This is a genomic window from Pseudomonas paraveronii, from assembly GCF_963681955.1.
Classification (GTDB): Bacteria; Pseudomonadota; Gammaproteobacteria; order Pseudomonadales; family Pseudomonadaceae; genus Aquipseudomonas; species Aquipseudomonas paraveronii.
In genome coordinates this window covers 2,434,093-2,460,853 of sequence record NZ_OY817130.1, presented here as the reverse complement: position 1 = coordinate 2,460,853, position 26,761 = coordinate 2,434,093, and the positions used below count along the sequence as shown (strand labels likewise).

At 61.8% G+C, this 26,761-nt stretch carries 21 protein-coding genes and 2 pseudogenes; 18 read left to right on the top strand and 5 right to left on the bottom strand.

Going from position 1 to position 26,761, the window contains the following annotated elements:
- Window positions 1-109: 109 nt before the first annotated feature.
- From purU to U5A08_RS11135, 12 genes and pseudogenes are all read left to right on the top strand, one after another.
- Window positions 110-976: a formyltetrahydrofolate deformylase gene (purU, locus tag U5A08_RS11190; RefSeq protein WP_321851545.1), complete on the top strand. Its 867-nt coding sequence runs from the start codon at window positions 110-112 to the stop codon at window positions 974-976.
- Window positions 973-1,878, top strand: a complete 906-nt coding sequence (folD, locus tag U5A08_RS11185; RefSeq protein WP_321851544.1) for a bifunctional methylenetetrahydrofolate dehydrogenase/methenyltetrahydrofolate cyclohydrolase FolD — start codon at window positions 973-975, stop codon at window positions 1,876-1,878. The genes purU and folD overlap by 4 nt, the downstream gene beginning before the upstream one ends.
- Window positions 1,860-3,101 carry an FAD-dependent oxidoreductase gene (locus U5A08_RS11180; RefSeq protein WP_321851542.1) on the top strand — a complete coding sequence of 414 codons (1,242 nt, stop codon included), beginning with the start codon at window positions 1,860-1,862 and terminating at the stop codon, window positions 3,099-3,101. The genes folD and U5A08_RS11180 overlap by 19 nt, the downstream gene beginning before the upstream one ends.
- A gap of 13 nt (window positions 3,102-3,114) precedes the next feature.
- The gene (locus U5A08_RS11175; protein WP_253394874.1) at window positions 3,115-3,414 is read left to right on the top strand and encodes a sarcosine oxidase subunit delta; all 300 of its coding nucleotides are present in this window, start codon (window positions 3,115-3,117) and stop codon (window positions 3,412-3,414) included.
- Window positions 3,411-6,308 carry a 2Fe-2S iron-sulfur cluster-binding protein gene (locus U5A08_RS11170; RefSeq protein ID WP_321851540.1) on the top strand — a complete coding sequence of 966 codons (2,898 nt, stop codon included), beginning with the start codon at window positions 3,411-3,413 and terminating at the stop codon, window positions 6,306-6,308. Before U5A08_RS11175 ends, U5A08_RS11170 begins: the two co-directional genes overlap by 4 nt.
- A gap of 3 nt (window positions 6,309-6,311) precedes the next feature.
- Window positions 6,312-6,881: a sarcosine oxidase subunit gamma gene (locus tag U5A08_RS11165; RefSeq protein WP_321851539.1), complete on the top strand. Its 570-nt coding sequence runs from the start codon at window positions 6,312-6,314 to the stop codon at window positions 6,879-6,881.
- A gap of 335 nt (window positions 6,882-7,216) precedes the next feature.
- Window positions 7,217-7,702, top strand: coding sequence for a flavin reductase family protein (locus U5A08_RS11160; protein ID WP_253394869.1), 486 nt, complete (start codon window positions 7,217-7,219; stop codon window positions 7,700-7,702).
- A 145-nt stretch (window positions 7,703-7,847) separates the two neighbouring features.
- Window positions 7,848-7,922 (top strand): annotated as a pseudogene (locus U5A08_RS11155) (flavin reductase family protein); the annotation flags it as partial.
- Window positions 7,923-8,021: 99 nt separating this feature from the next.
- Window positions 8,022-8,096 (top strand): annotated as a pseudogene (locus U5A08_RS11150) (flavin reductase family protein); the annotation flags it as partial.
- Between the two features lie 475 nt (window positions 8,097-8,571).
- On the top strand, window positions 8,572-9,615 hold the full coding sequence (locus tag U5A08_RS11145; RefSeq protein ID WP_253394868.1) for an LLM class flavin-dependent oxidoreductase: 1,044 nt from the start codon (window positions 8,572-8,574) through the stop codon (window positions 9,613-9,615).
- Between the two features lie 165 nt (window positions 9,616-9,780).
- Entirely contained in the window at window positions 9,781-12,189 is a 2,409-nt protein-coding gene (locus U5A08_RS11140; RefSeq protein WP_321851537.1) for a glucose/quinate/shikimate family membrane-bound PQQ-dependent dehydrogenase, read from the top strand.
- Between the two features lie 57 nt (window positions 12,190-12,246).
- Complete coding sequence (locus U5A08_RS11135) at window positions 12,247-13,524, top strand: carbohydrate porin (RefSeq protein WP_321851536.1); 1,278 nt, start codon at window positions 12,247-12,249, stop codon at window positions 13,522-13,524.
- On the opposite strand, the gene U5A08_RS11130 is transcribed toward U5A08_RS11135, so the two are convergent.
- Window positions 13,521-14,696: a XylR family transcriptional regulator gene (locus tag U5A08_RS11130; RefSeq protein WP_321851535.1), complete on the bottom strand. Its 1,176-nt coding sequence runs from the start codon at window positions 14,694-14,696 to the stop codon at window positions 13,521-13,523. The two genes, U5A08_RS11135 and U5A08_RS11130, sit on opposite strands and share 4 nt — an antisense overlap.
- A gap of 139 nt (window positions 14,697-14,835) precedes the next feature.
- Here U5A08_RS11130 and xylA point away from each other — a divergent pair, with 139 nt between their 5' ends.
- The 4 genes from xylA to U5A08_RS11110 all read left to right on the top strand — a co-directional run bounded on the left by xylA (window position 14,836) and on the right by U5A08_RS11110 (window position 20,069).
- Window positions 14,836-16,152 carry a xylose isomerase gene (gene xylA, locus U5A08_RS11125; RefSeq protein WP_253394863.1) on the top strand — a complete coding sequence of 439 codons (1,317 nt, stop codon included), beginning with the start codon at window positions 14,836-14,838 and terminating at the stop codon, window positions 16,150-16,152.
- A 101-nt stretch (window positions 16,153-16,253) separates the two neighbouring features.
- Window positions 16,254-17,252, top strand: coding sequence for a D-xylose ABC transporter substrate-binding protein (gene xylF, locus U5A08_RS11120; RefSeq protein ID WP_253394861.1), 999 nt, complete (start codon window positions 16,254-16,256; stop codon window positions 17,250-17,252).
- A gap of 135 nt (window positions 17,253-17,387) precedes the next feature.
- The gene (gene xylG, locus U5A08_RS11115) at window positions 17,388-18,932 is read left to right on the top strand and encodes a D-xylose ABC transporter ATP-binding protein (protein ID WP_321851532.1); all 1,545 of its coding nucleotides are present in this window, start codon (window positions 17,388-17,390) and stop codon (window positions 18,930-18,932) included.
- On the top strand, window positions 18,933-20,069 hold the full coding sequence (locus U5A08_RS11110; protein WP_253394857.1) for a sugar ABC transporter permease: 1,137 nt from the start codon (window positions 18,933-18,935) through the stop codon (window positions 20,067-20,069). It abuts the gene before it with no gap.
- Between the two features lie 186 nt (window positions 20,070-20,255).
- On the opposite strand, the gene U5A08_RS11105 is transcribed toward U5A08_RS11110, so the two are convergent.
- The 3 genes from U5A08_RS11105 to U5A08_RS11095 are packed head-to-tail and all read right to left on the bottom strand — an operon-like array spanning window position 20,256 to window position 23,030.
- On the bottom strand, window positions 20,256-21,179 hold the full coding sequence (locus U5A08_RS11105; protein ID WP_017847903.1) for a LysR substrate-binding domain-containing protein: 924 nt from the start codon (window positions 21,177-21,179) through the stop codon (window positions 20,256-20,258).
- Entirely contained in the window at window positions 21,179-22,027 is an 849-nt protein-coding gene (locus tag U5A08_RS11100; protein WP_017847904.1) for an EamA family transporter, read from the bottom strand. The genes U5A08_RS11105 and U5A08_RS11100 overlap by 1 nt, the downstream gene beginning before the upstream one ends.
- A 55-nt stretch (window positions 22,028-22,082) precedes the next feature.
- On the bottom strand, window positions 22,083-23,030 hold the full coding sequence (locus U5A08_RS11095; protein ID WP_108525578.1) for a TauD/TfdA family dioxygenase: 948 nt from the start codon (window positions 23,028-23,030) through the stop codon (window positions 22,083-22,085).
- Between the two features lie 468 nt (window positions 23,031-23,498).
- On the opposite strand from U5A08_RS11095, the gene U5A08_RS11090 reads away from it, so the two are divergent.
- Window positions 23,499-23,807, top strand: coding sequence for a DUF6124 family protein (locus U5A08_RS11090; RefSeq protein ID WP_017847906.1), 309 nt, complete (start codon window positions 23,499-23,501; stop codon window positions 23,805-23,807).
- Between the two features lie 405 nt (window positions 23,808-24,212).
- On the opposite strand, the gene U5A08_RS11085 is transcribed toward U5A08_RS11090, so the two are convergent.
- Window positions 24,213-25,712 carry a CoA-acylating methylmalonate-semialdehyde dehydrogenase gene (locus U5A08_RS11085; protein ID WP_321851529.1) on the bottom strand — a complete coding sequence of 500 codons (1,500 nt, stop codon included), beginning with the start codon at window positions 25,710-25,712 and terminating at the stop codon, window positions 24,213-24,215.
- Window positions 25,713-25,822: 110 nt separating this feature from the next.
- On the opposite strand from U5A08_RS11085, the gene U5A08_RS11080 reads away from it, so the two are divergent.
- A complete protein-coding gene (locus tag U5A08_RS11080) occupies window positions 25,823-26,761 on the top strand; it encodes a LysR family transcriptional regulator (RefSeq protein ID WP_321851528.1) in 939 nt (312 codons plus the stop codon).

Below are 26,761 nucleotides of genomic sequence, written 5' to 3'. Positions count from 1 at the left end.
CAGGAATATTTTATTCCTCACAAGAAAATGCGCTCACGGAATGAGCCTGCTGTCCTCTGACGTTTTTTCGCTATGCGATGAGCTGCCGCCATCATCCCGAGGACGTGTCATGCAACACGAAAAAAACCATTTCATCATCAAGGTCACTTGTCCCGCGGTGTCCGGCATTGTCGCTGCCGTCACCACGTACCTGGCGGACAACGCGTGCTACATCGGGGAGATGGCGCAGTTCGATGATGACTTCAGCGGCCGCTTCTTCATGCGTGCCGTGTTCCGTTTCAACGATGGCCACGCCGGCGATCTGGAACAGATCCGCGCCGGTTTCGCCGACGTCGCCCAGGCCTTCGACATGCAGTGGGAGCTCTACGACACCCGCGAGCCGATGCGCGTGCTGCTGATGGTGAGCAAGTTCGACCATTGCCTCACCGACCTGCTCTACCGCTACCACAAGGGCGAGATGGACATGACCATCACCGCCATCGTCTCCAACCACCTCGACCTGCGGCCCATGGCCGAGCGCGAGGGCATCCGCTTTATCTACCTGCCCGTGACCAAGGACACCAAGGCCGCGCAGGAAGCCGAGCTGATGAAGATCGTCGACGACACCCGCACCGAACTGGTGGTGTTGGCGCGCTACATGCAGATCCTCTCCGACGACCTGTGTCGGCAACTGTCGGGGCGCGCGATCAATATTCACCATTCGTTCCTGCCCGGCTTCAAAGGCGCCAAGCCCTATCACCAGGCCTATCAGCGTGGCGTGAAGTTGATCGGCGCCACCGCGCACTATGTCACCAGCGACCTGGATGAGGGGCCGATCATCGAGCAGGAAGTACAACGCGTCGACCATGTGTACAAGCCCGACGACCTGGTTGCTATCGGCCGTGACACCGAGACCGTGGCCCTGTCCAAGGCGGTCAAGTACCACCTGGGGCACCGGGTGTTCCTCAACCAGGACAGAACGGTGGTATTCCGGTGAGCGCGCCTAAACTGATCGATGGCAAAGCCGCCGCTGCGCGGGTGCTGCTGCAGGTCCGCGAGGACGTAGCGCGTCTGCATGCGCAAGCTATTCAACCGGCCCTGGCGGTGATCCTGGTGGGCAACGACCCGGCCAGTCAGGTCTATGTGCGCAACAAGGTCCTGCGTGCCGAAGAAGTGGGCATCCGCTCCCTGGAGCATCGGCTACCCGACGATACCAGCACCGAACAACTGTTGATCCTGATCGCCCAGTTGAATGCCGACCCGGCGATCCACGGCATTCTCCTGCAATTGCCGCTGCCCAAGCAGATGGACGAACTGCGCGCCCTGGAAGCCATCGCACCGCACAAGGACGTGGACGGTTTCCACAGCCAGAACGTCGGTGGCCTCAGCCAGGGGCGCGCCGTGCTCACGCCCTGCACTCCCAGCGGTTGCCTGTACCTGCTGGAGCAAACCTGTGGCGACCTGCGCGGTAAGCACGCGGTGGTGGTCGGCCGCTCGAACATCGTCGGCAAGCCCATGGCGGCGCTGCTGCTCAAGGCCGATTGCTCGGTGACGGTGCTGCATTCGCGCAGCCACAACGCCCAGGCGCTGTGCCGCCAGGCCGACATCGTGATCGCCGCCGTGGGCCGCCCACGCTTGATCGATGCCAGCTGGCTCAAGCCCGGCGCGGTGGTGATCGACGTCGGCATCAACCGTATCGATGACGACGGCCGCAGCCGCCTGGTCGGCGATGTCGACTTCGACGCTGCCCTGCCCCACGTCGCCGCCATCACCCCGGTCCCCGGCGGTGTCGGCCCGATGACCATTGCCTTCCTGATGAAAAACACCGTGACCGCCGCCCTTGCGCAACATCACGCCCTACGCAGCCAATCGGAGGCCGTATGCCATTCAATCTATTGAAATACGGGCTGAGTTCGGAGTACCCGGTGGAGGTGGATCTGCCACCGCCCAAAGAGCTCAAGTCGAGTTACGACGTGGTGATCATCGGCGCCGGCGGCCACGGCCTGGCGACCGCCTACTACCTGGCCAAGTACCACGGCATCAGCAACATTGCCGTGCTGGAAAAGTCCTACCTGGGCGGCGGCAATACCGCGCGCAACACGGCGGTGATCCGCTCCAACTACCTGACCAGCGAAGGGGTGCGCTTCTACGCCGAGTCAGTGAAGATGTTCCAGGCGCTGTCCAATGAATTCGATTTCAACATCATGTACTCCGAGCGCGGCCAACTGACCCTGGCCCACACCGACGCCACGGTGCGTTCGTTCCGCCAGCGCGCCGAGGTCAACAAGCACTTCGGCGGGCGCACCGAGATGCTCGACCGCCAGCAGATCCGCGAACTGGTGCCCAGCCTCAACCTCGACCCCGGCCACCTGCCGGTGCTCGCCGGGCTCTGGCACATCGACGGCGCCACTGCGCGCCATGATGCGGTGGCCTGGGGCTACGCCAAGCAGGCGGCCAAGCGCGGCGTGGAAATCCATCAGCTCACCGAAGTGCAAGACCTGATCATCGAGAACGGCGCCATCACTGCGGTGAAAACCAATCGCGGCACCATCCGGTGCGGTTGCGCGGTGCAGGCGATTGCCGGGCACAGTTCGCTGTTGATGGCCAAGGCCGGCATCCGCTCGCCGATCCAGACCTTCCCGTTGCAAGCCATGGTGACCCAGCCGTTCAAACCGTTCCTCGACCCGCTGGTGAGTTCCTCGGCCCTGCATTGCTACGTGCAGCAAACCAGTCGCGGCGAAGTGGTGTTCGGCGGCGGTTCCGATCCCTACCCGCTGTTCAACACGCGCTCGACCCTGGACCTCAAGGAAAGCCTGCTGGCCCATGCCATCGAGATGTTCCCGTTCCTGGCCAACGCCAAGTTGATGCGCCAGTGGACCGGGATCACCGACATGACCCCGGACTACAGCCCGATCATGGGCCTGTCGCCGGTGAACAATTACTACCTCGACGCCGGTTGGGGCACCTGGGGCTTCAAGGCCACGCCGATCTGCGGCAAGACCATGGCCGAGTTGGTCGCCAGCGGCGGCAAGGTGCCGGAGCTGATCAAACCCTTCGGCCTCGAACGTTTCTCGACCTTCCAGCAAGTCAACGAAATGGGCGCCACGGCGGCCAGCCATTGATGGAGAGCGGACTATGAAAATCATGATTTGCCCGCTCAACGGGCCGCGCAATATCAGCGAGTTCACCTACGGCGGCGAGTTCAAGTCTATGCCCGATCCGGTCAACTGCAGCGACGCCGAATGGGCCGACTACGTGTTCAACACCGACAACCTCGCCGGTGTGGTGCGCGAATGGTGGATGCACACGCCGTCCAGCTATTGGTTCCTCGCCGAGCGCCACACCGTCACCGATGAAATCCAGCGCACCTTCGACCCCAGGGAAGTGTTCAACACGCGTGTCGACTTCAACGCCGCCAAGGAGATCGCCGGATGAACCGCCTCCCCGCCCCCATGGGCCTGCTGATCCAACGCGATCAGCCACTCGATTTCAGTTTCGACGGCCACCCCTACCAAGGCTTGCAGGGCGACAGCATCGCCAGCGCCCTGCTTGCCAACGGGCGCTTCCTGATGTCGCGTTCGTTCAAATACCACCGTCCACGCGGCCCGCTGAGCATGGCCGGCCAGGACGCCAACAGCCTGGTGCAATTGCCCCAGGAACCCAACGTGCTGGCCGATGCCCACGCGCTGACCAACGGCCTGGCGGTGAGCGCGCAGAACGTCAATGGCACGCTGGACAACGACCGCGATGCCTATATGGGCAAGTTCTCCAAATTCATGCCGGTGGGGTTCTATTACCGTTCGTTCTACAAGCCCAAGGGCATGTGGAAAGTGTGGGAGCCAATCATCCGTAAAAAGGCCGGTTTGGGCGTGCTCGACCTGAACTTCCAGCCCGAGTACTACGACAAGGCTTACCTGTTCACCGACCTGGCCGTCATCGGTGCCGGCCCCGCCGGTTTGCAGGCGGCGCTGACCGCCGCCGATGCCGGGGCCAAAGTGCTGCTGATCGAGCAGCAGCCGATCCTCGGCGGTTCGCTGACTTATGCGCGCTTCGATATCGCCGGCACCCGCGCCGACAGCCTGCGCCGCGAATTGCTCGGCGCGGTGCAGCAACACGCGAATATCCAGGTGCTCACCGAGGCCACCTGCAACGCCTGGTTCACCGACAACTACCTGCCGGTGATCCAGGGCAAGCGCATGTACAAAGTGCGCGCGCAGCAGTGCCTGGTGTGCAGCGGTTCGTTCGACCAGCCGGTGATCTTTCGCAACAACGACCTGCCGGGGGTGATGCTGACCAGTGCCGCGCAACGCCTGATGAGGCTCTACGCCGTCAAGCCCGGCAAACGCGCGGTGGTGCTGACCGGCAACGATGACGGCTACCTCGCCGCCCTCGACCTGCATGACCAGGGCGTGGACGTCGCCGCCGTGATCGACCTGCGTCACGCCCCAGCCGACCAGGCCCTGGCTGGCGCGCTGGGGCAGCGCAAGATCCGTTGCCTGCCCAACAGCACGGTGTTCGAGGCCTTGCATGAAAAAGGCCTGCGCCATGTGAAGGGTGTCGATGTGCGCCAGATCACCGCTCAAGGCCAGGTCAGCGACAATGGGCAGGTGATCGACTGCGACCTGCTGTGCATGTCGGCCGGCTATATGCCGGTGTACCAACTGCTGTGCCAGGCCGGCGGCAAGCTGGCCTATGAGGACTCGCGTGCGGAGTTCAGCCTCAGCGGCCTGCCGCAGAACCTGAATGTGGCCGGTTCGGTCCACGGTCGGCACCAACTGGACAATGTGCTGGTAGACGCGACCAACGCCGCCAACACCATCGCCCTCGCCCTCGGTTTGATCACGGCCAGCGCGCCCGTACCGCTGCGCGCCGAAGCCCAGGTCAACTTCAACTGGCCGATCTTCCCGCACCCCAAGGGCAAGGATTTCGTCGACTTCGACGAAGACCTGCAAGTGGCGGATATCGTCAACGCCACCCGCATCGGCTACCGCGATGTGCAACTGGTGAAACGCTATTCCACCGTCGGCATGGGCCCGTCCCAGGGCCGCCACTCGGCGCTGCCGACCGCACGCCTGGTGGCCTGGGCGACCCAGCGCAATATCAGTGAAACCGGCGTCACCACCGCACGGCCGCCGTTTGTTGCGGAGAAACTCGCCCATGTGGCGGGTCGCGCCTTCGACCCTTACCGGCAAACGCCGATGCATGTGCGGCACCTGCAGGCCGGGGCGAAGATGATGCCCGCCGGCATCTGGCAGCGCCCGGCCTATTACGGCAAGGCCGAGGACCGCGACGCCTGCATGCAGGCCGAAGCCCTGCATGTGCGCAACAAGGTCGGGCTGATCGATGTGTCGACCCTCGGCGGCCTGGACGTGCGCGGCCCGGATGCCGCCGAACTGCTCAACCGGATGTACACCTTCGCGTTTCTCAAGCAGCCGGTGGGCCGTTCGCGTTATGCGCTGATGACCAATGAACATGGGGTGGTGATCGACGACGGCGTGTGCGCGCGGCTGGCCGACAAGCACTTCTACGTCACCGCCACCACCAGCGGCGTCGACCGCATCTACCAGCAGATGCTCAAGTGGAACGCGCAATGGCGCCTGGACGTGGATGTGACCAACGTCACCGCCGCGATCTGTGCGGTGAACGTGGCCGGGCCGGATTCGCGCAAGGTGCTGGAACAGCTGTGCAGCGACCTCGACCTGAGCGCCGAGGGTTTCCCTTACCTCGGCGTGCGCCAGGGCACGGTGGCCGGGATCAAGGCGCGGCTGCTGCGGGTCGGCTTCGTCGGCGAACTGGGTTATGAAATCCACGTTGCCGCACGTCATGGCCTCGCATTGTGGGATGCGTTGATGGCCGCCGGCAAAGCCTTCGACATTCGCCCCTTCGGCGTCGAAACCCAGCGCCTGCTGCGCCTGGAAAAAGGCCACGTGATCATCAGCCAGGACACCGACGGTATGACCCATCCGGCGGAAATCGACATGGGCTGGGCGGTCAGTCGCAACAAACCGTTCTTCGTCGGCCGCCGCTCGGTGGACATCCTCGAAGCCCAGCCGCTGAAACGCAAACTGGTCGGCTTCAGCTTGCCCAAGGGCAGCGTGCAACCGCTGGAAGGCCACCTGGTGCTCAACGGCCCGGACATCAGCGGCAACGTCACCTCGTGTGAATACTCCGCCAGCCTGGGCCGGATCATCGGCCTGGCCTACGCCGGGATCGACCAGAGCACACCGGGGCAATGCATTCCGATTCGCGTCGAAGGCGGCATCGTCGTCCAGGCCGAAGTGGTGCAGCTACCGTTCTTCGACCCCACCAACCAACGCCAGGAGGGTTAAGCCATGACCAGTCTGAAAGCCCACGAATTGATCACCCGGCCCTGCCATCTGGTCGACCAGACCGACCTGCCCCGGGTCGGCTTTCGCGGCGCACACAGCGCCGATTACCTTACGGCGCGAGGCTTCAACCTGCCCGCCGCGCCCAACCAAGCCAGCGCGCAAGCGGACGGCGGTTGGGTGGCGCGCCTGTCGCAGAACGAATACCTGTTGCTGGGCAGCCCGAAGGATCAGGGCCAGCGCATCGCCGATGAAGAGGCGCGCTGGGAACTGGACCACCGCGCCCACTACCTGCTGCCGCGCCAGGACAGTCACGCCTGCGTGTTGCTCAGCGGCGGCGCGATTGCCCAGGTGATGGCCAAGCTGTGCGGCGTCGACCTCAGTTTTCCGGCCTTCAAGCCGGGAGCGGTGGCGCAGACGGCGGCGGCGCGGATCAATGTGATCGTCATCCACTCGGGAAGCGTGGAGGCGCCAGCGTTCCATATCCTCTGGGACCGCGCCTCGAAGGACTACTTCGAAGGTGCGTTAATGGATGCGTTGGAGGAGTTTGGCGGGAACGGCCTACACAGCAGATGAAGCAGGCGTGCCCCCGCGGCCTAAGAAGCAATGGGCATCTCATGTCGATATCGGTCAAACATGTGGGAGCGGGCGGGCGCTGACGCGTCGCCCGACAGCGCCACACGCAGCCCGATTTTTTCACAAGACTGATCCGTAGTTCTGGCGCTTATCTGATCTGCTAATGTGATACATGGCCAATAGCCATTTCTCACCTTTACCCCAGCATTTATTGGTTAAAAGACCAAGAACTGACGTTCATCGGGCGCTTGAAAAAGCAGTTGCATGCTTTGTATTACGGTATACCATCATACCTACAAACCTATAAAAACCGCTCCACCGCCGAGGACCGTCCCATGATCGATGCCGCTCTCTACAAACAAGTGATGGGTTCGTTTCCGTCCGGGGTCACCGTGATCACCACGCTCGATGACGACGGGCAAATCGTCGGGCTGACCGCCAGCGCGTTCAGTTCATTGTCGATGGACCCGGCGCTGGTGCTGTTCTGCCCCAACTACAGCTCCGACTCGTACCCGGTGTTGATCAAGAACAAACGCTTTGCCATCCATGTGCTCTCCGGCGGGCAGCAAACCGAAGCCTATGCCTTTGCGCGCAAGGGCAAAGACAAGGCCCAAGGCATCGAGTGGACGCTCAGCGAGCTGGGCAACCCGATCCTGGCGAATGCCACGGCGGTGATCGAATGCGAGTTGTGGCGCGAGTATGAAGGCGGTGACCACGCGATCATGGTCGGCTCGGTGAAGAACCTCATCGTGCCCCAGCAGAACGCCGGGCCACTGGTGTATTGCCACGGCAAGATGGGCGCCCTGCCCATGCCAGCCTAAGCCACACACAAAACTTTGTGGGAGGGGGCTTGCCCCGATGGCGGAGGAACAGCCAGCTTATCTGTAGCTGAACCACCGCTATCGGGGGCAAGCCCCCTCCCACAGTTTGATTGCGGGGTGTCAGCCCCGCTCCAGTGGCGTGAGCGAGCACGCGATCATGGTCGGCTCGGTGAAGAACCTCATCGTGCCCCAGCAGAACGCCGGGCCACTGGTGTATTGCCCATGCCAGCCTAAGCCACACACAAAATTTTGTGGGAGGGGGCTTGCCCCCTCCCACAGTTTGATTGCGGGGTGTCAGCCCCGCTCCAGTGGCGTGAGCGACCACGCGATCATGGTCGGCTCGGTGAAGAACCTCATCGTGCCCCGGCAGAACGCCGGGCCACTGGTGTATTGCCCATGCCAGCCTAAGCCACACACAAAATTTTGTGGGAGGGGGCTTGCCCCCGATGGCGGAGGAACAGCCAGCTTATCTGTAGCTGACCCACCGCTATCGGGGGCAAGCCCCCTCCCACAGTTTGATTGCAGGGTGTCAGCCCCGTCCCAGTGGCGTGAGACCACGCGGTCATGGTCGGCTCGGTGAAGAACCTCATGCACGTTGAGGATGATCAGCACAGCCACCAGAATCACCGGTAGGCTGGCAATCACCGCAAAGGCCAGGATCAGTTTTTGTTTTATGTTCATCGGGCTCACCTTCCTTGTGAGGTGAGGGTGTAACCGTTGGAGAGAAAAGTTTTGTGGATATTCCATATTATGGTATACCAACAATCAATCCACCGAACAGCCGTTATCCAAGGCAAGCGTTACAACGGTGAGAGCACTTAAGGGCCCGTGGTCGACAGGCCGATCACAATAGATCCGAGGTAAACGTCATGAAGTTTTCCCTGTTCGTACACATGGAACGTTGGGACGAGAGCATCAGCCACCGCCAGTTGTTCGAAGACTTGACCGAATTGACCCTGATGGCCGAAGCCGGTGGCTTCAGCACCGTATGGATTGGCGAGCACCACGCCATGGAATACACCATCTCGCCAAGCCCGATGCCGTTGCTGGCTTACCTCGCGGCCAAGACCACCACCATTCACCTGGGCGCCGGCACCATCATCGCGCCGTTCTGGCACCCGCTGCGGGTGGCGGGTGAATGCGCCTTGCTCGACGTGATCAGCAACGGCCGCATGGAAGTCGGCCTGGCCCGCGGCGCCTACCAGGTCGAGTTCGACCGCATGGCCGGCGGCATGCCCGCTTCCAGCGGCGGCCAGGCGCTGCGCGAAATGGTCCCGGTGGTGCGCGCGTTGTGGCAAGGCGACTATGCCCACGACGGCGATATCTGGAAATTCCCCACCTCCACCAGCGTGCCCAAACCCGTGCAGAAACCCCACCCGCCGATGTGGATCGCCGCCCGCGACCCGGACTCCCACAACTTCGCGGTGGCCAACGGCTGCAACGTGATGGTCACGCCGCTGATGAAGGGCGACGAAGAAGTCCTGGACCTGAAAAACAAATTCCAGACCGCCCTCGACAACAACCCCGGCGTGCCGCGCCCGCAATTGATGGTGCTGCGCCACACCCACGTACACGCCGCCGACGACCCGCAAGGCTGGAAAGTCGGGGCCAAGGCGATCTCCAAGTTCTATCGCACCTTCGATGCCTGGTTCGGCAACAAGGAGGTGCCGGTCAACGGTTTCCTGGCGCCGAGCCCGGAAGAGAAATTCGCCGGCCGCCCGGAGTTCGAGCTGGACAGCCTGCACAAGACCGCCATGATCGGCACCGCCGAAGAAATCATCCCGCGTATCCAGTACTACCAGGAGCTGGGCGTGGATGAGTTCAGCTTCTGGTGCGACAACAGCCTGCCCCATGCCGAGAAGAAAAAGTCCTTGGCGCTGTTTATCGAGCAGGTCGTGCCAGCGTTTCGTTGATCGCTGAATAACCAAGCCGCTTGCCTCTTCACGGAGCAAGCGGCTTTTTTGCGCCCGGCTATCATCCCCCTACAGGGAAGAGTCTATTACCGAGCTAAATGTACTAACCAGTTACTTATCTTGCTAAAATCACGTTTTTGCCCCTCCCACTCGAGTCCTGTCGACATGAAACGAGCATCGCGCGCCACTGGCGCCTCTAGATTCCTCCTCCTGGGCCTGGGCGTGATCATCGCCCTGCTCGGCCTCGCGCTAGCCGTTGGCGGCTTCAAGCTGGTCAGCCTGGGCGGCTCCTGGTACTTCCTGATCGGCGGCGTGGTCATGGCCGTTTCCGGGCTGTTGATTGCCCAGTGCAAAACCGCTGGCGCGTGGTTGTTTGCGGCGTTCCTGGTGGGCACCGCGATCTGGGCGGTGGCGGAGGTGGGGCTGGTGTTCTGGCCGCTGTTTTCGCGGCTGTTCATGTTCGCGGTGGTCGGCCTGGTGGTGGCGCTGGTGTATCCGCTGCTGGCCGGCCGACCTGCGCGCGCTGCTTATGGCATCGCCGCCGTCCTGGCGGTGGGCGTGGCGGTCGCGGCGGGCAATATGTTCGTGGCTCACCCAAGCGTAGCGCCGACAGGTAAAGGCCCTGGCATCACGCCAGTGGCCGCAGCCGATGCACAGAAAGACTGGGCCCACTACGGCAACACCGAAGGGGGCAGCCGCTTTGCCGCGCTGGACCAGATCAATCGCGACAACATCGACAAACTCAAAGTGGCGTGGACCTACCACACCGGCGACGTGGCCATCAGCGACGGCAATGGTGCCGAAGACCAACTGACGCCCCTGCAGATCGGCAACAAAGTGTTTATCTGCACGCCGCACAACACCCTGATCGCCCTGGACGCCGACACCGGCAAAGAGCTGTGGAAGAACGCAATAAACGCCAAGTCGGCGGTATGGCAGCGTTGCCGAGGCATGGCGTATTTCGATGCCACCGCGCCGATCGCACAGCCGACCCAGCCGAACAGCTCGCCGATCATCGCCGCCAGCGTGGCAGCCGGTGCGCAGTGCCAGCGTCGCTTGCTGACCAACACCATCGATGCGCGCCTGATCGCCGTGGATGCCGACACCGGTAAATTCTGCGAAGACTTCGGCACCCACGGCCAGGTGGATCTCAAAGCCGGCCTGGGCGATGTGCCCGACAGTTATTACCAATTGTCCTCGGCGCCGTTGATCGCCGGCACCACCGTGGTGGTCGGTGGCCGCGTGGCCGACAACGTGCAGACCGACATGCCCGGTGGCGTGATCCGTGGCTTCGATGTGATCAGCGGGCAAATGCGCTGGGCCTTCGACCCGGGCAATCCGGACGACAAACAAGCGCCGGCAGCAGGCAGCGCCTATGTGCGCAGCACGCCCAACAGTTGGGCGCCGATGTCCTATGACCCACTGATGAACACCGTGTTCCTGCCAATGGGCAGCTCGTCCACCGATATCTACGGTGTGGAACGCACCCAGCTGAACCACAAATACGGGGCTTCCGTGCTGGCGCTGGACGCCTCCACCGGTGCTGAAAAGTGGGTGTACCAGACCGTCCACAATGACCTGTGGGACTTCGACCTGCCGATGCAACCGAGCCTGATCGACTTCACCCCGCCGGGCAGCGACAAAGCCGTACCGGCGGTGGTGATCGGCACCAAGGCCGGGCAGATCTATGTGCTCGACCGCGCCACCGGCAAGCCGCTGACCGACGTGCAGGAAGTACCGGTCAAGGCGGCGAATATCCCCAACGAACCGTACTCGCCAACCCAGCCCAAATCCCTGGGCATGCCGCAGATCGGCGCGCAGACCCTGACCGAGTCGGACATGTGGGGCGCCACGCCCTATGACCAGTTGCTGTGCCGCATCGACTTCAAAGGCATGCGCTACGACGGCCTGTACACCGCGCCGGGTACCGACAAATCGCTGAGCTTCCCCGGCTCCCTGGGCGGCATGAACTGGGGCAGTATTTCCACCGACCCGGTACACGGCTTTATCTTCGTCAACGACATGCGCCTGGGCCTGTGGATTCAGATGATCCCATCGCAGAACAAGGCCCAGGCCACGTCCGGTGGCGAAGCGCTGAACACCGGCATGGGCGCGGTGCCGCTCAAGGGCACGCCGTATGCGGTGAATAAAAACCGCTTCCTGTCGGTGGCCGGCATCCCGTGCCAGGCGCCGCCATTCGGCACCCTCACCGCCATCGACATGAAGACCCAGAAAATCGCCTGGCAAGTACCGGTGGGCACCGTGGAAGACACCGGCCCCCTGGGCATCCGCATGCACCTGCCGATCAAGATCGGCCTGCCGACCCTCGGCGGCACGCTGTCGACCCAGGGCGGCCTGATCTTTATCGCCGGCACCCAGGACTTCTACCTGCGCGCCTTCAACAGCGGCAACGGTGACGAAATCTGGAAGGCCCGCCTGCCCGTCGGCAGCCAAGGCGGCCCGATGACCTACGTGTCGCCGAAAACCGGCAAACAGTACGTCGTGATCACTGCCGGCGGTGCGCGCCAGTCCACCGACCGTGGCGACTCTGTGATCGCCTACGCCCTGCCATAACCCTGCCCTTTCGCGCGGTACCCCCGTACCGCGCGTTGTGTTTCTGGAAGACCACGCATGCCTCCTGCTTCTCACTTTTTACCCAACAACCTCGTTGGGCGCCTGCTGCTGGGCCTGGCGTTTGGTGCTGCCCTGCCCGCCCAAGCCGATGACACCACCCTGACCGGCGACTGGGGCGGCCTGCGCCGTGAACTCGACGAGCAAGGCGTTCGCTTCACCGGCGACTACAGCGGCGAAACCGCGTACAACGCCCACGGCGGCCTACACCGTTCGGCACGCTACTCGCAAAACATCAAGCTGGGCGTGCAGTTCGACTTGGGCAAGTTGTACGGCTTGAACAACGGCGACCGCATCCAACTGACCATCAACGACCGACGCGGCAACAGCGCTTCCGAGGACCTGGTAGGCAACCGCCTGCCGATCCAGGAAAACTACGGCGGCCTCTACACCCGCCTGACCGAGTTGAGCTACGAGCGCACGCTGTTCACCCCGGCGGTGAACCTCAAGCTCGGTTATATGGCGATGGGCAACGACCTGGGAGGCTTGGACAGCGGCATCCTATGCAATTTCATGAACGCCGGTTTCTGCGGGCACCCGCTGAACATGTCCGGAGGCAGCGGCTGGACCAACTACCCGAATGCCCGCCTGGGCGCGCGGGTGAAATACGACTTTTCGCCGTCCTGGCAACTGCGCGTGGCCGCGTTCAACGTGGACCCGGAGAGTAATGGCAACTCCAGCCGCGCCTGGAAGCTGAGCCCCAAGCACACCACCGGCACTGTGGTACCGATTGAGTTGGTGTACAAATCGGCCGGCACGCTGCCGGGTGAATACAAGTTGGGCTATTACTACGATAGCTCCGATGTGAAACGCATCGGCAGCACTGAGAAGGTCAGCGGACGCGGCGGTCACTACCTGCTGATCGACCAGGCAGTCTGGGCGTCCAGCGCGTCGGCAGGTCGCGTGCTGCACGCCTTCGGCCAATACTCCGCCGCCAGCGAAGCGGCCTCGCCGTTCACCAAGTGGTATGGCGCGGGCGTCGTGCTGTACAAACCGTTCGAAGGCCGGCCACGCGACACCCTCGCCCTGGGTTATGGCCGCGCCATGCCAAACCCGCGCAGCCGCGATGTGCAGGAGCTGGCCGCCTTCAACGCCGGTACCAGCTACCCCAACCTCGACAACGCCGAACAATTGATCGAACTCAGTTACGGCTACCAGGCCACGCCATGGCTGAACCTGCGCCCGGATGTGCAATACATCCTCGAGCCTGGGGCGTTTTCCGGTAAGGACATCGACAACGCACTGGTGCTGGGCTTGCAGGTCAAGGCGGTGTTCTAGGCCACGCCTTGCTGATACTCCCGCGGCGTGCAACCAAATTCACGGCGAAACACCGTATGTAGGTACTGCGCCGACTTGAAGCCGCACTTCGCCGCAATATCAGCAATCGCCAGTTCGTGGCTTTCCAGGCCCTTGGCGGCGGCGGCGAGTTTGAAGCGCAGGATCTCGTCATGCACGCTGCACCCGCGCTCCTTGCGAAAGTGCGCTTCCAGGGATGAGCGCGACACGCCGACATACGCCGCGACCTGCGCGGTCTTGATGCCCTGGCAGGCGTACTGGCGGATAAACAGCAGCGCCTGCATCACATACGGATTGCCCAACGGCTGATGCAAGCTGGAGGCCTGCACATTGATTGCCTCCGGCGGTACCAGGATCTGCGTGCCGGTGCAGGGTTTGCCGTGCAGCATCTGATGCAACAACGCGGCGGCCGTGCGGCCCATGGTTTCCGTGCCCTGGATCACCGAACTCAGCGGCACCCGCGTGAGGGTGCGGGTCAGCGGGTCGTTGTCGATGCCGATCAACGCGACCTCCTCCGGCACGGCGATACCGGCAGTCAGGCAGGCTTGCAGCAGTTGCCGGGCGCGGGCGTCGGTGACGGCGATGATACCGATGGGTTTGGGCAGGCTGTGCAGCCAGGCGATCTGCTGCTCCACCGCGCTGTCCCACAACGGCGCACTGGTGCCCAGGCCGCGATACACCTCCACCGGCAAGCCGTCGCGTTGCAGCAGATGCTTGAAGGCCTTTTCGCGCTCTTGGGCCCAACGATTGGCCTGGGCTGGCGGCAGGCTGAAACAGGCAAACCGGGTCAGCCCGGCTTCGATCAGGTGTTCATACGCCAGCTTCATCAGCGCATGGTTGTCGGTGGCCACATAGGGAATGCCCTCGGGGTAGGCACACGCATCCTCATAGGAGCCGCCCACCGCCACCACCGGCAACTTAATGTCGGCCAGCGCCTCGCCGATCAGCGGGTCGTCGAAGTCGGCAATGATCCCGTCGCCCTGCCAGCGCTCGATACCGCGCAGGCGGCAGAGGAAATCCTCCTCGAGGAACAAATCCCAGGACGCGCGGGTGCTGCTCAAGTAATTGCCGATGCCGGTGATGATGCCACGGTCGTAGATTTTGCTGCCGTTGAACAACAGGGCGATGCGGTGGACGGGCGGTAGGGTTTTCATTGTTTTTGTCCTGAGGCCAGTGGCAACAGACTAGCCCCCACCACTCAAAATCGCACTACACCTTGGTGATTTTCATAATCAGCGGGCCAGGTGCCGTTGCTAGTATCCAGACACCGCCAAGAACAATAAGGAAAACGCCATGCCGTACTTCCCCGGTGTCGAGAAGGTTCGCTTCGAAGGCCCCAGCAGCGATGCCTCCCTCGCCTTTCGTCACTACGACGCCAACAAGCTGATCCTCGGCAAACCGATGCGCGAGCACCTGCGCATGGCTGCGTGTTATTGGCACACCTTCGTCTGGCCCGGCGCCGATATGTTTGGCATGGGCACCTTCAAGCGCCCGTGGCAGCGCAGCGGCGAGCCGATGGACGTGGCCATCGGCAAGGCTGACGCGGCCTTTGAGTTTTTCTCCAAGCTGGGCATCGACTACTACAGTTTTCACGACACCGACGTTGCGCCGGAAGGCAGTTCGCTCAAGGAGTACCGCAACCACTTTGCGCAGATGGTCGACCACTTGGAGCGCCATCAGGAACAGACCGGTATCAAGCTGTTGTGGGGCACCGCCAACTGCTTCAGCAACCCGCGTTTTGCCGCCGGTGCCGCGAGCAACCCGGACCCGCAGGTGTTTGCCTACGCCGCCGCCCAGGTGTTCAGTGCGATGAACGCAACCCTGCGGCTCAAGGGTGCCAATTACGTGCTGTGGGGCGGCCGTGAAGGTTATGAAACCCTGCTCAATACCGACCTCAAGCGCGAGCGCGAACAGCTCGGGCGCTTTATGCGCATGGTGGTGGAGCACAAGCACAAGATCGGGTTCAAGGGCGACCTGCTGATCGAACCCAAGCCCCAGGAGCCGACCAAGCACCAATACGATTACGACAGCGCCACCGTGTTCGGCTTCCTGCATGAATACGGCCTGGAACACGAGATCAAGGTGAATATCGAGGCCAACCACGCGACCCTGGCCGGGCACAGCTTTCATCATGAGATCGCCACCGCCGTGTCCCTGGGGATCTTCGGCAGCATCGACGCCAACCGTGGCGACCCGCAGAACGGCTGGGACACCGACCAGTTCCCCAACAGCGTCGAGGAAATGACCCTCGCGACCTATGAAATCCTCAAGGCCGGCGGCTTCAAGAACGGCGGCTACAACTTCGACTCCAAGGTGCGCCGCCAGAGCCTGGACGAGATCGACCTGTTCCACGGCCACGTCGCCGCCATGGATGTACTCGCCCTGGCACTGGAACGCGCGGCGGCAATGGTGCAGAACGATCGGTTGCAGCAGTTCAAGGACCAGCGCTATGCCGGTTGGCAGCAGCCGTTGGGCCAGGCGGTCCTGGCGGGCGAGTTCAGCCTTGAGTCCCTGGCCGAACACGCGTTTGCCCACGAGTTCAACCCGCAGGCCGTCAGTGGCCGGCAGGAGATGCTTGAAGGCGTGGTCAATCGGTTTATCTATCGGTGACATTTGCGCGACAAATCTGCGCACCGAGCGTCGAGGGACGCTCTACAGTTCTATCCGCATCACGCTGTGTCTTTCCAACAACAATAAAAGGACGCACCACCATGAAATCATTCAAACGCACGCTGCTCGCCAGCGCCCTGGCCCTGCTCGCCCTGCCGGTGATGGCCGATTCCGCGCATCCGAAAATCGGTTTTTCCATCGACGACCTGCGCCTGGAACGCTGGTCCCGCGACCGTGACTACTTCGTCGCGGCGGCGGAAAAACTCGACGCCAAGGTCTTCGTGCAGTCAGCCGATGCCAACGAGCAAAAGCAGATATCCCAGATCGAAAACCTGATTTCACGCGGCGTCGATGTGATCGTGATCGTGCCGTTCAACGCCACCGTGCTGACCAACGCCGTCGCCGAAGCCAAGAAGGCCGGGATCAAGGTCGTGTCCTATGACCGTCTGATCCTCAACGCCGACATCGACGCCTATATTTCCTTCGATAACGAAAAGGTCGGCGAGATGCAGGCCAATGGCGTGCTGCAGGCGGCGCCCAAGGGCAACTACTTCCTGCTCGGCGGCGCGCCCACCGACAACAACGCCAAGGTGCTGCGCGAAGGCCAGATGAAGGTGCTGCAACCGGCCATCGACAAGGGCGACATCAAGATTGTCGGCCAGCAGTGGGTCAAGGAATGGAACCCGACCGAAGCCCTGAGCATCGTCGAAAACGCCCTGACCCGGAACGACAATAAGATCGACGCCATCGTCGCCTCCAACGACGCCACCGCCGGCGGTGCGATCCAGGCCCTGGCCGCGCAGAAGCTGGCGGGCAAGGTGCCGATCTCCGGGCAGGACGCCGACCTCGCCGCCGTCAAGCGCGTGATCGACGGCACCCAGACCATGACCGTGTACAAGCCGCTCAAGCTGATCGCCACCGAAGCCGCCAAGCTCTCGGTGCAGCTTGCACGCAATGAAAAGCCCACCTACAGCTCGCAATACGACAACGGCAGCAAGAAAGTCGACACCATCCTGCTCACCCCGACTCCGCTGACCAAGGCCAATATCGACCTGTTGGAGAAGGACGGGTTCTACACCAAAGAGCAGATCGGCCTGTAGGAGCGGGCTTGCCCGCGAAAAACGTCAACGATGACGCGGGCATTCAGGATGAACGCGGGGTCCTCGGGTTCTTCGCGAGCAAGCTCGCTCCTACAGGAACCCGCGTTTCTTCGGCCTTTTGTGTGAGCCATCGCCATGTCGCACTACCTGCTGCAAATGAACGGCATCGTCAAAAGTTTTGGCGGTGTCAACGCGCTCAATGGCATCGATATCAAGGTGCGGCCGGGGGAATGTGTCGGCCTGTGCGGCGAGAACGGTGCCGGCAAATCCACCTTGATGAAGGTGCTGTCGGCGGTTTATCCCCATGGCACCTGGGACGGCGAAATCCTCTGGGACGGGCAACCGCTCAAAGCCCAGTCGATCAGCGAAACCGAGGCCGCCGGCATCGTCATCATTCACCAGGAACTGACCCTGGTGCCGGACCTGTCGGTAGCCGAGAACATCTTCATGGGCCACGAGCTGACCCTGCCCGGCGGGCGCATGAACTACCCGGCGATGCTGCACCGCGCCGAAGCGTTGATGCGTGAACTCAAGGTCCCGGACATGAACGTCGCGCTGCCGGTGTCGCAGTATGGCGGCGGCTACCAGCAACTGGTGGAAATCGCCAAGGCCCTGAACAAACAGGCACGCCTGTTGATCCTCGACGAACCTTCCTCGGCCCTGACCCGCTCGGAAATCGAGGTGCTGCTGGACATCATCAAAGGGCTCAAGGCCAAGGGCGTGGCCTGCGTGTACATCTCCCACAAGCTCGATGAAGTGGCCGCGGTGTGCGACACCATCACGGTGATCCGCGATGGCCAGCACATCGCGACCACCGCCATGGCCGACATGGATATCCCCCGGATCATCACGCAGATGGTCGGGCGCGAAATGAGCAACCTCTACCCCACCGAGCCCCATGAGATCGGCGAGGTGATGTTCGAAGCACGCCACGTCACCTGCTACGACGTCGACAACCCCAAGCGCAAACGCGTCGACGATATTTCCTTCGTGCTCAAGCGCGGGGAAATCCTCGGCATTGCCGGGCTGGTCGGCGCCGGGCGTACCGAGTTGGTGTCGGCACTGTTCGGCGCCTACCCGGGCCGCTACAGCGCCGAGGTGTGGCTGGACGGCCAACGGATCGACACGCGCACGCCGCTCAAATCGATCCGCGCCGGGCTGTGCATGGTGCCCGAGGACCGCAAGCGCCAGGGCATCATTCCCGACCTGGGCGTGGGCCAGAACATCACCCTGACCGTACTCGACACCTACGCGCACCTGACGCGCATCGACGCCGAAGCCGAACTGGGCAGCATCGACCGGCAGATCGCGCGCATGCACCTGAAGACCGCCAGCCCGTTTTTGCCGATCACCAGCCTGTCCGGCGGCAATCAGCAAAAGGCCGTGCTCGCAAAAATGCTCATGGCCAAGCCCAAGGTGCTGATCCTCGACGAGCCCACGCGCGGGGTGGATGTGGGCGCCAAGTATGAGATCTACAAACTGATGGGCGCGCTGGCGGCCGAAGGCGTGGCGATCATCATGGTCTCCTCGGAGCTGGCCGAAGTGCTCGGCGTGTCCAACCGCGTGCTGGTGATCGGCGACGGCCAGTTGCGTGGGGATTTCATCAATGCAGGGCTCACCCAGGAACAGGTCCTCGCCGCCGCGCTCAGCCAAAATAATAATGATCGGAAGACCGCTTAGATGAATCAGCTCAAACAGCTGTTTACCCGCTACAAAATGCTCGCCCTGGTGATCGCCGTGGCGTTCATCTGGCTGTTTTTCAGTTGGCAGACCGAGGGCGGTTTCCTCACGCCGCGCAACCTGTCCAACCTGCTGCGGCAGATGTCGATCACCGGGATTCTGGCGTGCGGCATGGTGCTGGTGATCATCAGCGGCGAGATCGATTTGTCGGTGGGCTCGATGCTCGGGCTGTTGGGCGGGCTCGCGGCGATCCTGGACGTGGTCTATCACCTGCCGCTGCTGGCCAACCTCAGCCTGGTGGCGTTGTGCGGGTTGATGATCGGCTTGGCCAACGGCTACATGACCGCTTACCTGCGCATCCCGTCGTTTATCGTCGGCCTGGGCGGCATGCTGGCGTTTCGCGGGATTCTGCTGGGCATCACCGGCGGCACCACCATCGCACCGGTGTCGCCGTCGCTGGTGTATGTGGGCCAGGGGTATTTGCCGCATGCGGTGGGCATCGGCCTCGGGGTTTTGCTGTTGGCCCTGACGCTGTTCTTGACCTGGAAACAACGGCGCAACCGCGCACTGCACGGGCTGGCCGCCCACTCGTTGGTGCGCGACGTACTGCGCGTGGGGGTGATCGGCGCGGTGCTGGCCGGGTTCGTCACCACGCTCAACAGCTACGACGGCATCCCGGTGCCGGTGCTGCTATTGCTGGTGCTGCTCGGCGTGTTCAGCTACGTCACCAGCCAGACCGTCTTCGGCCGCCGCGTGTATGCGGTGGGCAGCAACATGGAAGCCACGCGCCTGTCGGGCATCAACGTGCAGGCGGTGAAACTGTGGATCTTCGGCATCATGGGCGTAATGTGCGCCCTCGCCGGCCTGGTCAACACCGCACGCCTCGCCGCCGGTTCACCGTCGGCGGGCAACATGGGCGAACTCGACGCCATCGCCGCGTGCTTTATCGGCGGCACCTCCATGCGCGGCGGCTCGGGCACGGTGTATGGCGCGCTGCTCGGGGCGTTGGTGATTACCAGCCTGGATAACGGCATGTCGATGCTGGATGTGGACAGTTACTGGCAGATGATTGTGAAGGGCAGCATTTTGGTGCTGGCGGTGTGGGTGGATGTGAGTACGCGGGCGGGCCGGCGGTGAGCCCCACTCTCCCATGTGGGAGGGGGCTTGCCCCCGATGGCGGTGGGTCAGTCACTGCATGAGTGCCTGAACCACCGCCATCGGGAGCAAGTCGAACCGTCGCACCGCCCCTCCCACATTGACCGCATTCCATTGTTTGAGCGGCGGTGTGGGTGGATGCGAGTACGCGGGCAGGTCGCCGGTGAGTCATTTACCGGAACGCTGCACCTCCCCCATAAACTGATGCGCTTGGGCCTTGAGCCAATCAAGCAAACGGGCGATATCGGGCTCTGATTGTCGTCCGTTTCGACAAATGATGTAGTACGCAGCAGGCGACATCATTAAGGGGGCCTCCAACGCAACCAATTCACCGTCTTTCAATTGGTCATACACCAGTGCCGTCCTGCCCAGCGCAATCCCACCGCCTTTCACTGCCAAACTGATGGCCAGGCTGGAATCTGGAAAGCGCGGCCCATGGTGATACGGCGGTGCCTCTAGCCCTTGAAATGCAAACCAGCTCTCCCACCCTGGGCATACCTGATCGTCGACGCGATGAATCAGCGGGTACCGCGCTATTTCCTCCAGCGCAATATCACCATTCACACGTTTGAATTCCGGCGAGCACACAGGGAACACCGCATCGCGCATCAGCAGTTCGGCATGATGATCCGGGTAGTCGCCATACCCCATCACCACCGCGACATCGAACGGGTGAGCACTTAAGCTGGCGCTGCTTATGTCCGCGCTGGTCAACACCAGATCAAGGTTGAATGCCGCTTCGGCGTGGGCACCATGCATTCTGGGAATCAGCCAGGTTGCACAAAGAGAGGAGGTGCATGAAAGGTAAAGTGGCTGGGATCTACTCGGGTTGAGCGAATGCAGCACCGTATCCAGTTCTTTGAAAAAACCATCGGTCACTGGCAACAAGGCCTGCCCCGCTGTCGTGAGTTTGACCCCCCGCGAATGCCGCTCGAACAACTGCACCCCCCACCATTCTTCCAGGCCCGCAATTTGATGGCTGATGGCACTGGCGGTGAGGTTCAACTCGAACGCAGCACGCGCAAAACTGCCCGTTTGCGCGGCGCTGACGAAGGCTTGAAGCATGGGAGTGGGTGGCGGGCGCTGGGCCATCAGGTGCTCACTTTGATCAGGATGATCCCACAGACAATGACGAATGCCGAAAGCATCCGTCGCCAGCCGAACTGCTCCCGGAAGAACAGCGCAGCAATGATGGCGCCGATAATAACACTGGTTTCCCGCAGGGCTGAGACCTTGGCCACTGCGTCCAGCGACAACGCAAACAGGACCAAACCGTAGGACGCCAAGTAAAAAACACCGCCCATTGCACCTACCCGCCAGTGGTCGCGCACAGCCTGGGTGAGTGCTGATCGCGTCTTGAAAAACGCCAGCATCGGAATCGGAATGCTCTGGAACAGCGTGAGGTAGATGATGTACTGCAGCACCGTCTCACTGGCTCTTACACCTTTGGCATCCACCACCGTGTAGGACGCGATGAACACCCCCGCACACACGGCCATCAGAATTGGTTTGAACATCTGCGCGGTCATCCTGCGCACAAACGTCAGGCTGATGATCCCCGCGCAAATCAGCAGCACTCCCGCCATCGACGGGAACGATAGCTGTTCATGCAAAAGGAAGTAGGAAAACACCGCAACCAACACCGGCGGCACGCCACGCATCACCGGGTAGACCTGGCCGAAGTCGCCTGTTTCATAAGCCTTGATTAGGAACAATCGATAGACCGTATTGAGCATCACAGAAATCAGCACATAGCCCCACACCTCCAGGCTCGGTACGTTGACCAACGGCAGCGCCGCCAGGCAGATCACTAATGCGGTGCCATCGACCATGGCCAAGGTCATGAAACGGCTGCTGCCGGCACGGACAACAGCATTCCAAGTGGCGTGCATGAAGGCGGAGATCAAGACCAGGGTGATGGCTATGTTGGCGTTGTCCATGAGGGCTCGGCTTTTGAGTGGGTATAAAGGTCGCGCGCCATGCGTGACATGGGCATCATTGCTTGCGTAACCACATCCGCAACATGTAGCGATTCAAGGCGTTTAAAGGCTCTGCATCATCAATTTCCGAGCGTGGAGAATGCATATCGATGAAATGCGTTCGGGTATGGAGAAACTTGTTGTCCGCGGAAATAAGCACCTGACCAGGCTCAAGCAATACACGATGCTGAACAGATGATTGATCGAGAACTGTATCCAGAAAATCCAATGCTTGAACCTGCGCCAACGTCAACGGCATTTTCGCTTTAAGGTGAGCCGATTCAATGTAGACGCGAAAGTACCTTATCAAGGGAATACCTTCATTGGAAAAACTCAGGATGGGCGCTTTAAATAGGCACTCGTCCTCTGACATGCCTCTATTTTCAAAATAGAAATCGCATTTAAGCTCCTCGAGAACTTCCGGAAATGCCATCAGCTCCGCATATACCGCGCTTGCATCAATAAGAATGCTCTCGCCTCCCAGAAGCGCTTTCTGTCCACAAGCCAGAATCAAATAGTCGATAGGGAGAGGGTCGCTGACGCCATCGTTATGTACGTAGGCGCCCTGACGGGTCTGATGGTACCTCGCACCCTCTTCAATGCTTTTACCGCCTCGGTCGTAAACCTCAATAACCTTATGACCAAGATGATTTTGCACCATTGGCGTACCAAGCAAAGATCCAAATGCCCACACCAGTGATTTGAAACTTGCAAGGTTATCCGTCCTAAATCCATCAAGGATCAAGACATGACTTTCATGTTCAATAATGTTTCGTATATTGCGCAACGCCTCGCCAAGGGACTGCGAATAAAACGGATCAATGCAAGCGTGTTTTATATCGAATCGACCGGTTTTGGTTTCTGCACCCAACATCGCGCTGGCACTCAGCAACTCTTCAAATGCTGCGTTTGAGAGCCTGATCTTAGATACTGCTTGGCGAAAATTACTGACGTTTATGTTCATCGCAATCCTTTACGGAGGTTAGTTGGCGTCGATATTTAACTCGGCCCACTACACCCTGAAAAAGCGAAAAGTCGTCAGCGCTGCCATCAAGTTCCGTCATGGCAGATCTTTCCTACAGATAGAAACCATCACGTGTTCGTTAGTGGCATTTGGTCATGGTTTTTAAAGGGCCAGCAAGCCGGGTCGCTTTAAATTGCAGGACGTTTCCTAGACAATCTGCGCCGCCTTGTGCCTGTTGGAATCGATGGCTAGTCTGCGGTCCGTCACTGCCAAATCAGTGATCGGGTTTAGTCGCCCGACCTCTCATCACGTGCACGGTCTTCCATCAGTTTTTATGGTGGCTGTGCGCAGGGCGCCTTCGGGTGCGCCGGATTTTCGTGATGACCGGTCGACTAACCTGCGTACAGCCGCCACCCTACGTTTAGTCGCGGCGGGGTGGCGAATCTCAATCCATCACGGAATTACACCATGACCAAAGCCCTACCCGACCCACCCATCGATCCCACCAAAGACCGCGCTGCCTTCAACCGCGCCATCGACCATTACCTGCCCACCCAAGGTTTCCACGCCGTCAACGAAGACCTGAGCTTCGAAGACGCCCTGCTCTACACCGCCAGTCTGCTGGACAGCGCTTCGGCGACTGCGCTGGATTGCGGGGAGCTGCTGGAGAAACCGGAGCGGGCGAAGATCCTCGCGGTGTGGCATTTGCTGGAAATCGCCAAAACCACGGTGGACCGCTCCATCGAATGCCTCAGGCCCACGAAGACCACTGCCTGACCACGGGCAAAAAAATGTGGGAGGGGCGGTGCGACGGTTCGACTTGCTCCCGATGGCGGCAGGTCAGCCAAGTCGTTGTCGACTGACACTCCGCCATCGGGGGCAAGCCCCCTCCCACATTGACCGTATTCCACCGATTGATCGGCGGGGTAAGTGGCATTTGGTCATGTATCCACAGTTACTGGCAGATGATCGTGAATGGCAGCATGTTGGTGCTGGCGGTGTGGGTGAATGTGAGTACGCGGGCAGGTCGCCGATAAACCCCATTCTCACCGACACCGCATAACCTCTGTGGGAGGGGGCTTGCCCCCGATGGCGGCGGGTCAGCCAAGTCGTTGTTGACTGATACTCCGCCATCGGGGGCAAGCCCCCTCCCACATGAGGTCCTGCAGTGTTTGTAAGACCTTACTTGGAGACGGGCATCGCAAACTCCGCACCCTGCTCAATGCTCTCCGACCAGCGCTGCATGATCGACTTCTGCTTGGTGTAGAAGCGCACCCCTTCAGTGCCGTAGGCATGCATGTCGCCGAACAGGCTTTTCTTCCAGCCGCCAAAGCCGTGCCAGGCCATCGGCACCGGGATCGGTACGTTGATGCCGACCATGCCCACTTCGATACGCCGCGCGAATTCGCGGGCGATGTTGCCGTCGCGGGTGAAGCAACTGACGCCGTTGCCGAATTCATGGTCGTTGACCAGCTTTACGGCCTCGGCAAAGTCATTCACGCGCACGCAGGCCAGCACCGGGCCGAAGATTTCTTCGCGGTAGATGCTCATCTCCCGAGTCACGTGGTCGAACAAGGTCGCGCCAAGCCAGAAGCCGTGTTCCAGGCCGGGTTCGGTCGGCACGTAATCGCGCCCGTCGAGCAGCAGCTGCGCGCCGGCCTGGACGCCTTGTTCGATGTAGCCGCTGATGCGTTCCAGTGCGGCGCGCGAGACGATCGGGCCCATTTCGGCCTTGAGGTCGCGGCCGTCGGTGATGCGCAGTGTCTTGGCCCGTTCGGTCAGGGCGGCGATGACTTTGTCACCGACATCGCCCACCAGCACCGCCACCGAGATCGCCATGCAGCGTTCGCCAGCGCTGCCGTAGGCCGCGCCCATCAGCGCGTCGACGGTGCGTTCAATGTCGGCGTCGGGCATCACCACCATGTGGTTTTTCGCGCCGCCCAGGCCTTGCACGCGCTTGCCGTGGCGTGCGCCGGCTTCGTAGATGTATTGGGCGATCGGCGTGGAACCGACAAAGCTCACGGCCTTGACGTCCGGGTGCTCGATCAGCGCGTCCACCGCTTCCTTGTCACCCTGCACCACGTTGAACACGCCTTTGGGCAGACCGGCTTCACGCAGCAGTTCGGCCATGAACAGCGCGGCGCTCGGGTCGGTCGGGCTGGGCTTGAGGATGAAGGTGTTGCCCGCCGCGATGGCGATCGGGTACATCCACATCGGCACCATTACCGGGAAGTTGAACGGCGTGACGCCAGCGACTACACCCAGGGGCTGGCGCATCGTCCAGTTGTCCATGCCACGCGAGACCTGATCGGAATGTTCGCCCTTGAGCAGGTTGGGAATGCCACACGCGAACTCGAGGATGTCGATGCCACGGTCGACTTCGCCCTGGGCATCGGTAAACACCTTGCCATGTTCGGCGACGATGATGCGCGCCAGGTCGTCCTTGCGTTCGCGCAGCAGGTGCAGGTATTGGAACAAGACGCGGGCGCGGCGGATCGGCGGGGTGTCGGCCCAATCGGCGAAGGCGGCTTGCGCGGCGGCGACGGCTTCGCCGACGGTCTGGCGGCTGGCCAGGGCGACGCGCCCGGTCACGGCGCCGGTGGCCGGGTTGTACACGTCCTGATAGCGATCATCGCGGCTCACGCGTTGGTCGTTGATGTAGTGCTCGAGGGTTGTAGTCATGGCAGTCGATCCCTGGTGGGTAGCGTTGGGACACACGATAGGCTTTCGATTTGTTCCAAACCAGAGCAGAATCCAGAACTGATTGTCCTCACAAGCGAACAATAAAGCCCATGGAAAAGTCTGAGATCGAAGGGCTGTGGACCCACATCCACTGGCTCTCGGTGCTGGAAGAACACGGCACCTACACCGCCGCCGCCGCGCGCCTGGGGGTGAGCAAGTCGGCGGTCAGCCAGCGCATCAGCGACCTGGAAAAAGCCACCGGCACGCGCCTGGTCACCCGCACCACCCGCAGCGTGCGCCTGACCGACGCCGGGCAGTCACTGACGCGGGACGTGCGCAGCGCCTACGCACAGATCGCCCGCAGCTTTTCCTCGGTGCGCGACGCCGCCGGGGAAATCCGCGGCCTGGTACGCCTGACCGCACCGGTCGCGTTCGCACGGCAGCAACTGGTGCCGCACCTGTCGGCATTCCTGCAGCGGTACCCGCAGGTACGTATCCAGCTGGATGTGTCGGATGCCTTGAGTTCGCTGGCTGCCGAAGGCTACGACCTGGCGGTGCGCCACGGTTTTCAGGTGCCGGAAACCCACGTGGCGTGGAAGCTGTGCGACACCACCTCGGTGCTGGTCGCCACCCGCGACTACCTGCAACGCCACGGCGAACCGCGCACGCCCGGTGACCTCAGCGCGCACAACTGCCTCTACTATCCGCGCGGCACCGATCAGCCCGCCTGGACCTTCGAGCGCGGCAGCAAAAAGCTCGAGCGGGTCACCGTGCCGATCGCCGGGAGCTTCTCCACCAACAACAGCGAAGCCTTGCGCGACTCGGCGCTCAATCACCTGGGCATCGCCCTGCTCCCGGACTTCAGCGCCCACGCGGCACTGGCCGGCGGCACGTTGGTGCAGGTGCTCAAGGGCTGGACGCTCAAGGGCGCGTTTGCCGATGAGATTTACTTGATTCGACCCTACTCGCCCCATGTGCCCAAATCCGTGAGTGCGTTGGTGGGTTATCTGAAGGAAAAACTGTCCGGGGGCTTTCGGGTCGAAGGTTGA

Excerpts from the sequence above, each read along its gene's own strand:
- purU (WP_321851545.1), top strand. The coding sequence starts at position 110 with ATGCAACACGAAAAAAACCATTTCATCATCAAGGTCACTTGTCCCGCG.
- U5A08_RS11180 (WP_321851542.1), top strand. The coding sequence starts at position 1,860 with ATGCCATTCAATCTATTGAAATACGGGCTGAGTTCGGAGTACCCGGTG.
- U5A08_RS11175 (WP_253394874.1), top strand. The coding sequence starts at position 3,115 with ATGAAAATCATGATTTGCCCGCTCAACGGGCCGCGCAATATCAGCGAG.
- U5A08_RS11170 (WP_321851540.1), top strand. The coding sequence starts at position 3,411 with ATGAACCGCCTCCCCGCCCCCATGGGCCTGCTGATCCAACGCGATCAG.
- U5A08_RS11165 (WP_321851539.1), top strand. The coding sequence starts at position 6,312 with ATGACCAGTCTGAAAGCCCACGAATTGATCACCCGGCCCTGCCATCTG.
- U5A08_RS11160 (WP_253394869.1), top strand. The coding sequence starts at position 7,217 with ATGATCGATGCCGCTCTCTACAAACAAGTGATGGGTTCGTTTCCGTCC.
- U5A08_RS11145 (WP_253394868.1), top strand. The coding sequence starts at position 8,572 with ATGAAGTTTTCCCTGTTCGTACACATGGAACGTTGGGACGAGAGCATC.
- U5A08_RS11140 (WP_321851537.1), top strand. The coding sequence starts at position 9,781 with ATGAAACGAGCATCGCGCGCCACTGGCGCCTCTAGATTCCTCCTCCTG.
- U5A08_RS11135 (WP_321851536.1), top strand. The coding sequence starts at position 12,247 with ATGCCTCCTGCTTCTCACTTTTTACCCAACAACCTCGTTGGGCGCCTG.
- U5A08_RS11130 (WP_321851535.1), bottom strand. The coding sequence starts at position 14,696 with ATGAAAACCCTACCGCCCGTCCACCGCATCGCCCTGTTGTTCAACGGC.
- xylA (WP_253394863.1), top strand. The coding sequence starts at position 14,836 with ATGCCGTACTTCCCCGGTGTCGAGAAGGTTCGCTTCGAAGGCCCCAGC.
- xylF (WP_253394861.1), top strand. The coding sequence starts at position 16,254 with ATGAAATCATTCAAACGCACGCTGCTCGCCAGCGCCCTGGCCCTGCTC.
- xylG (WP_321851532.1), top strand. The coding sequence starts at position 17,388 with ATGTCGCACTACCTGCTGCAAATGAACGGCATCGTCAAAAGTTTTGGC.
- U5A08_RS11110 (WP_253394857.1), top strand. The coding sequence starts at position 18,933 with ATGAATCAGCTCAAACAGCTGTTTACCCGCTACAAAATGCTCGCCCTG.
- U5A08_RS11105 (WP_017847903.1), bottom strand. The coding sequence starts at position 21,179 with ATGGCCCAGCGCCCGCCACCCACTCCCATGCTTCAAGCCTTCGTCAGC.
- U5A08_RS11100 (WP_017847904.1), bottom strand. The coding sequence starts at position 22,027 with ATGGACAACGCCAACATAGCCATCACCCTGGTCTTGATCTCCGCCTTC.
- U5A08_RS11095 (WP_108525578.1), bottom strand. The coding sequence starts at position 23,030 with ATGAACATAAACGTCAGTAATTTTCGCCAAGCAGTATCTAAGATCAGG.
- U5A08_RS11090 (WP_017847906.1), top strand. The coding sequence starts at position 23,499 with ATGACCAAAGCCCTACCCGACCCACCCATCGATCCCACCAAAGACCGC.
- U5A08_RS11085 (WP_321851529.1), bottom strand. The coding sequence starts at position 25,712 with ATGACTACAACCCTCGAGCACTACATCAACGACCAACGCGTGAGCCGC.
- U5A08_RS11080 (WP_321851528.1), top strand. The coding sequence starts at position 25,823 with ATGGAAAAGTCTGAGATCGAAGGGCTGTGGACCCACATCCACTGGCTC.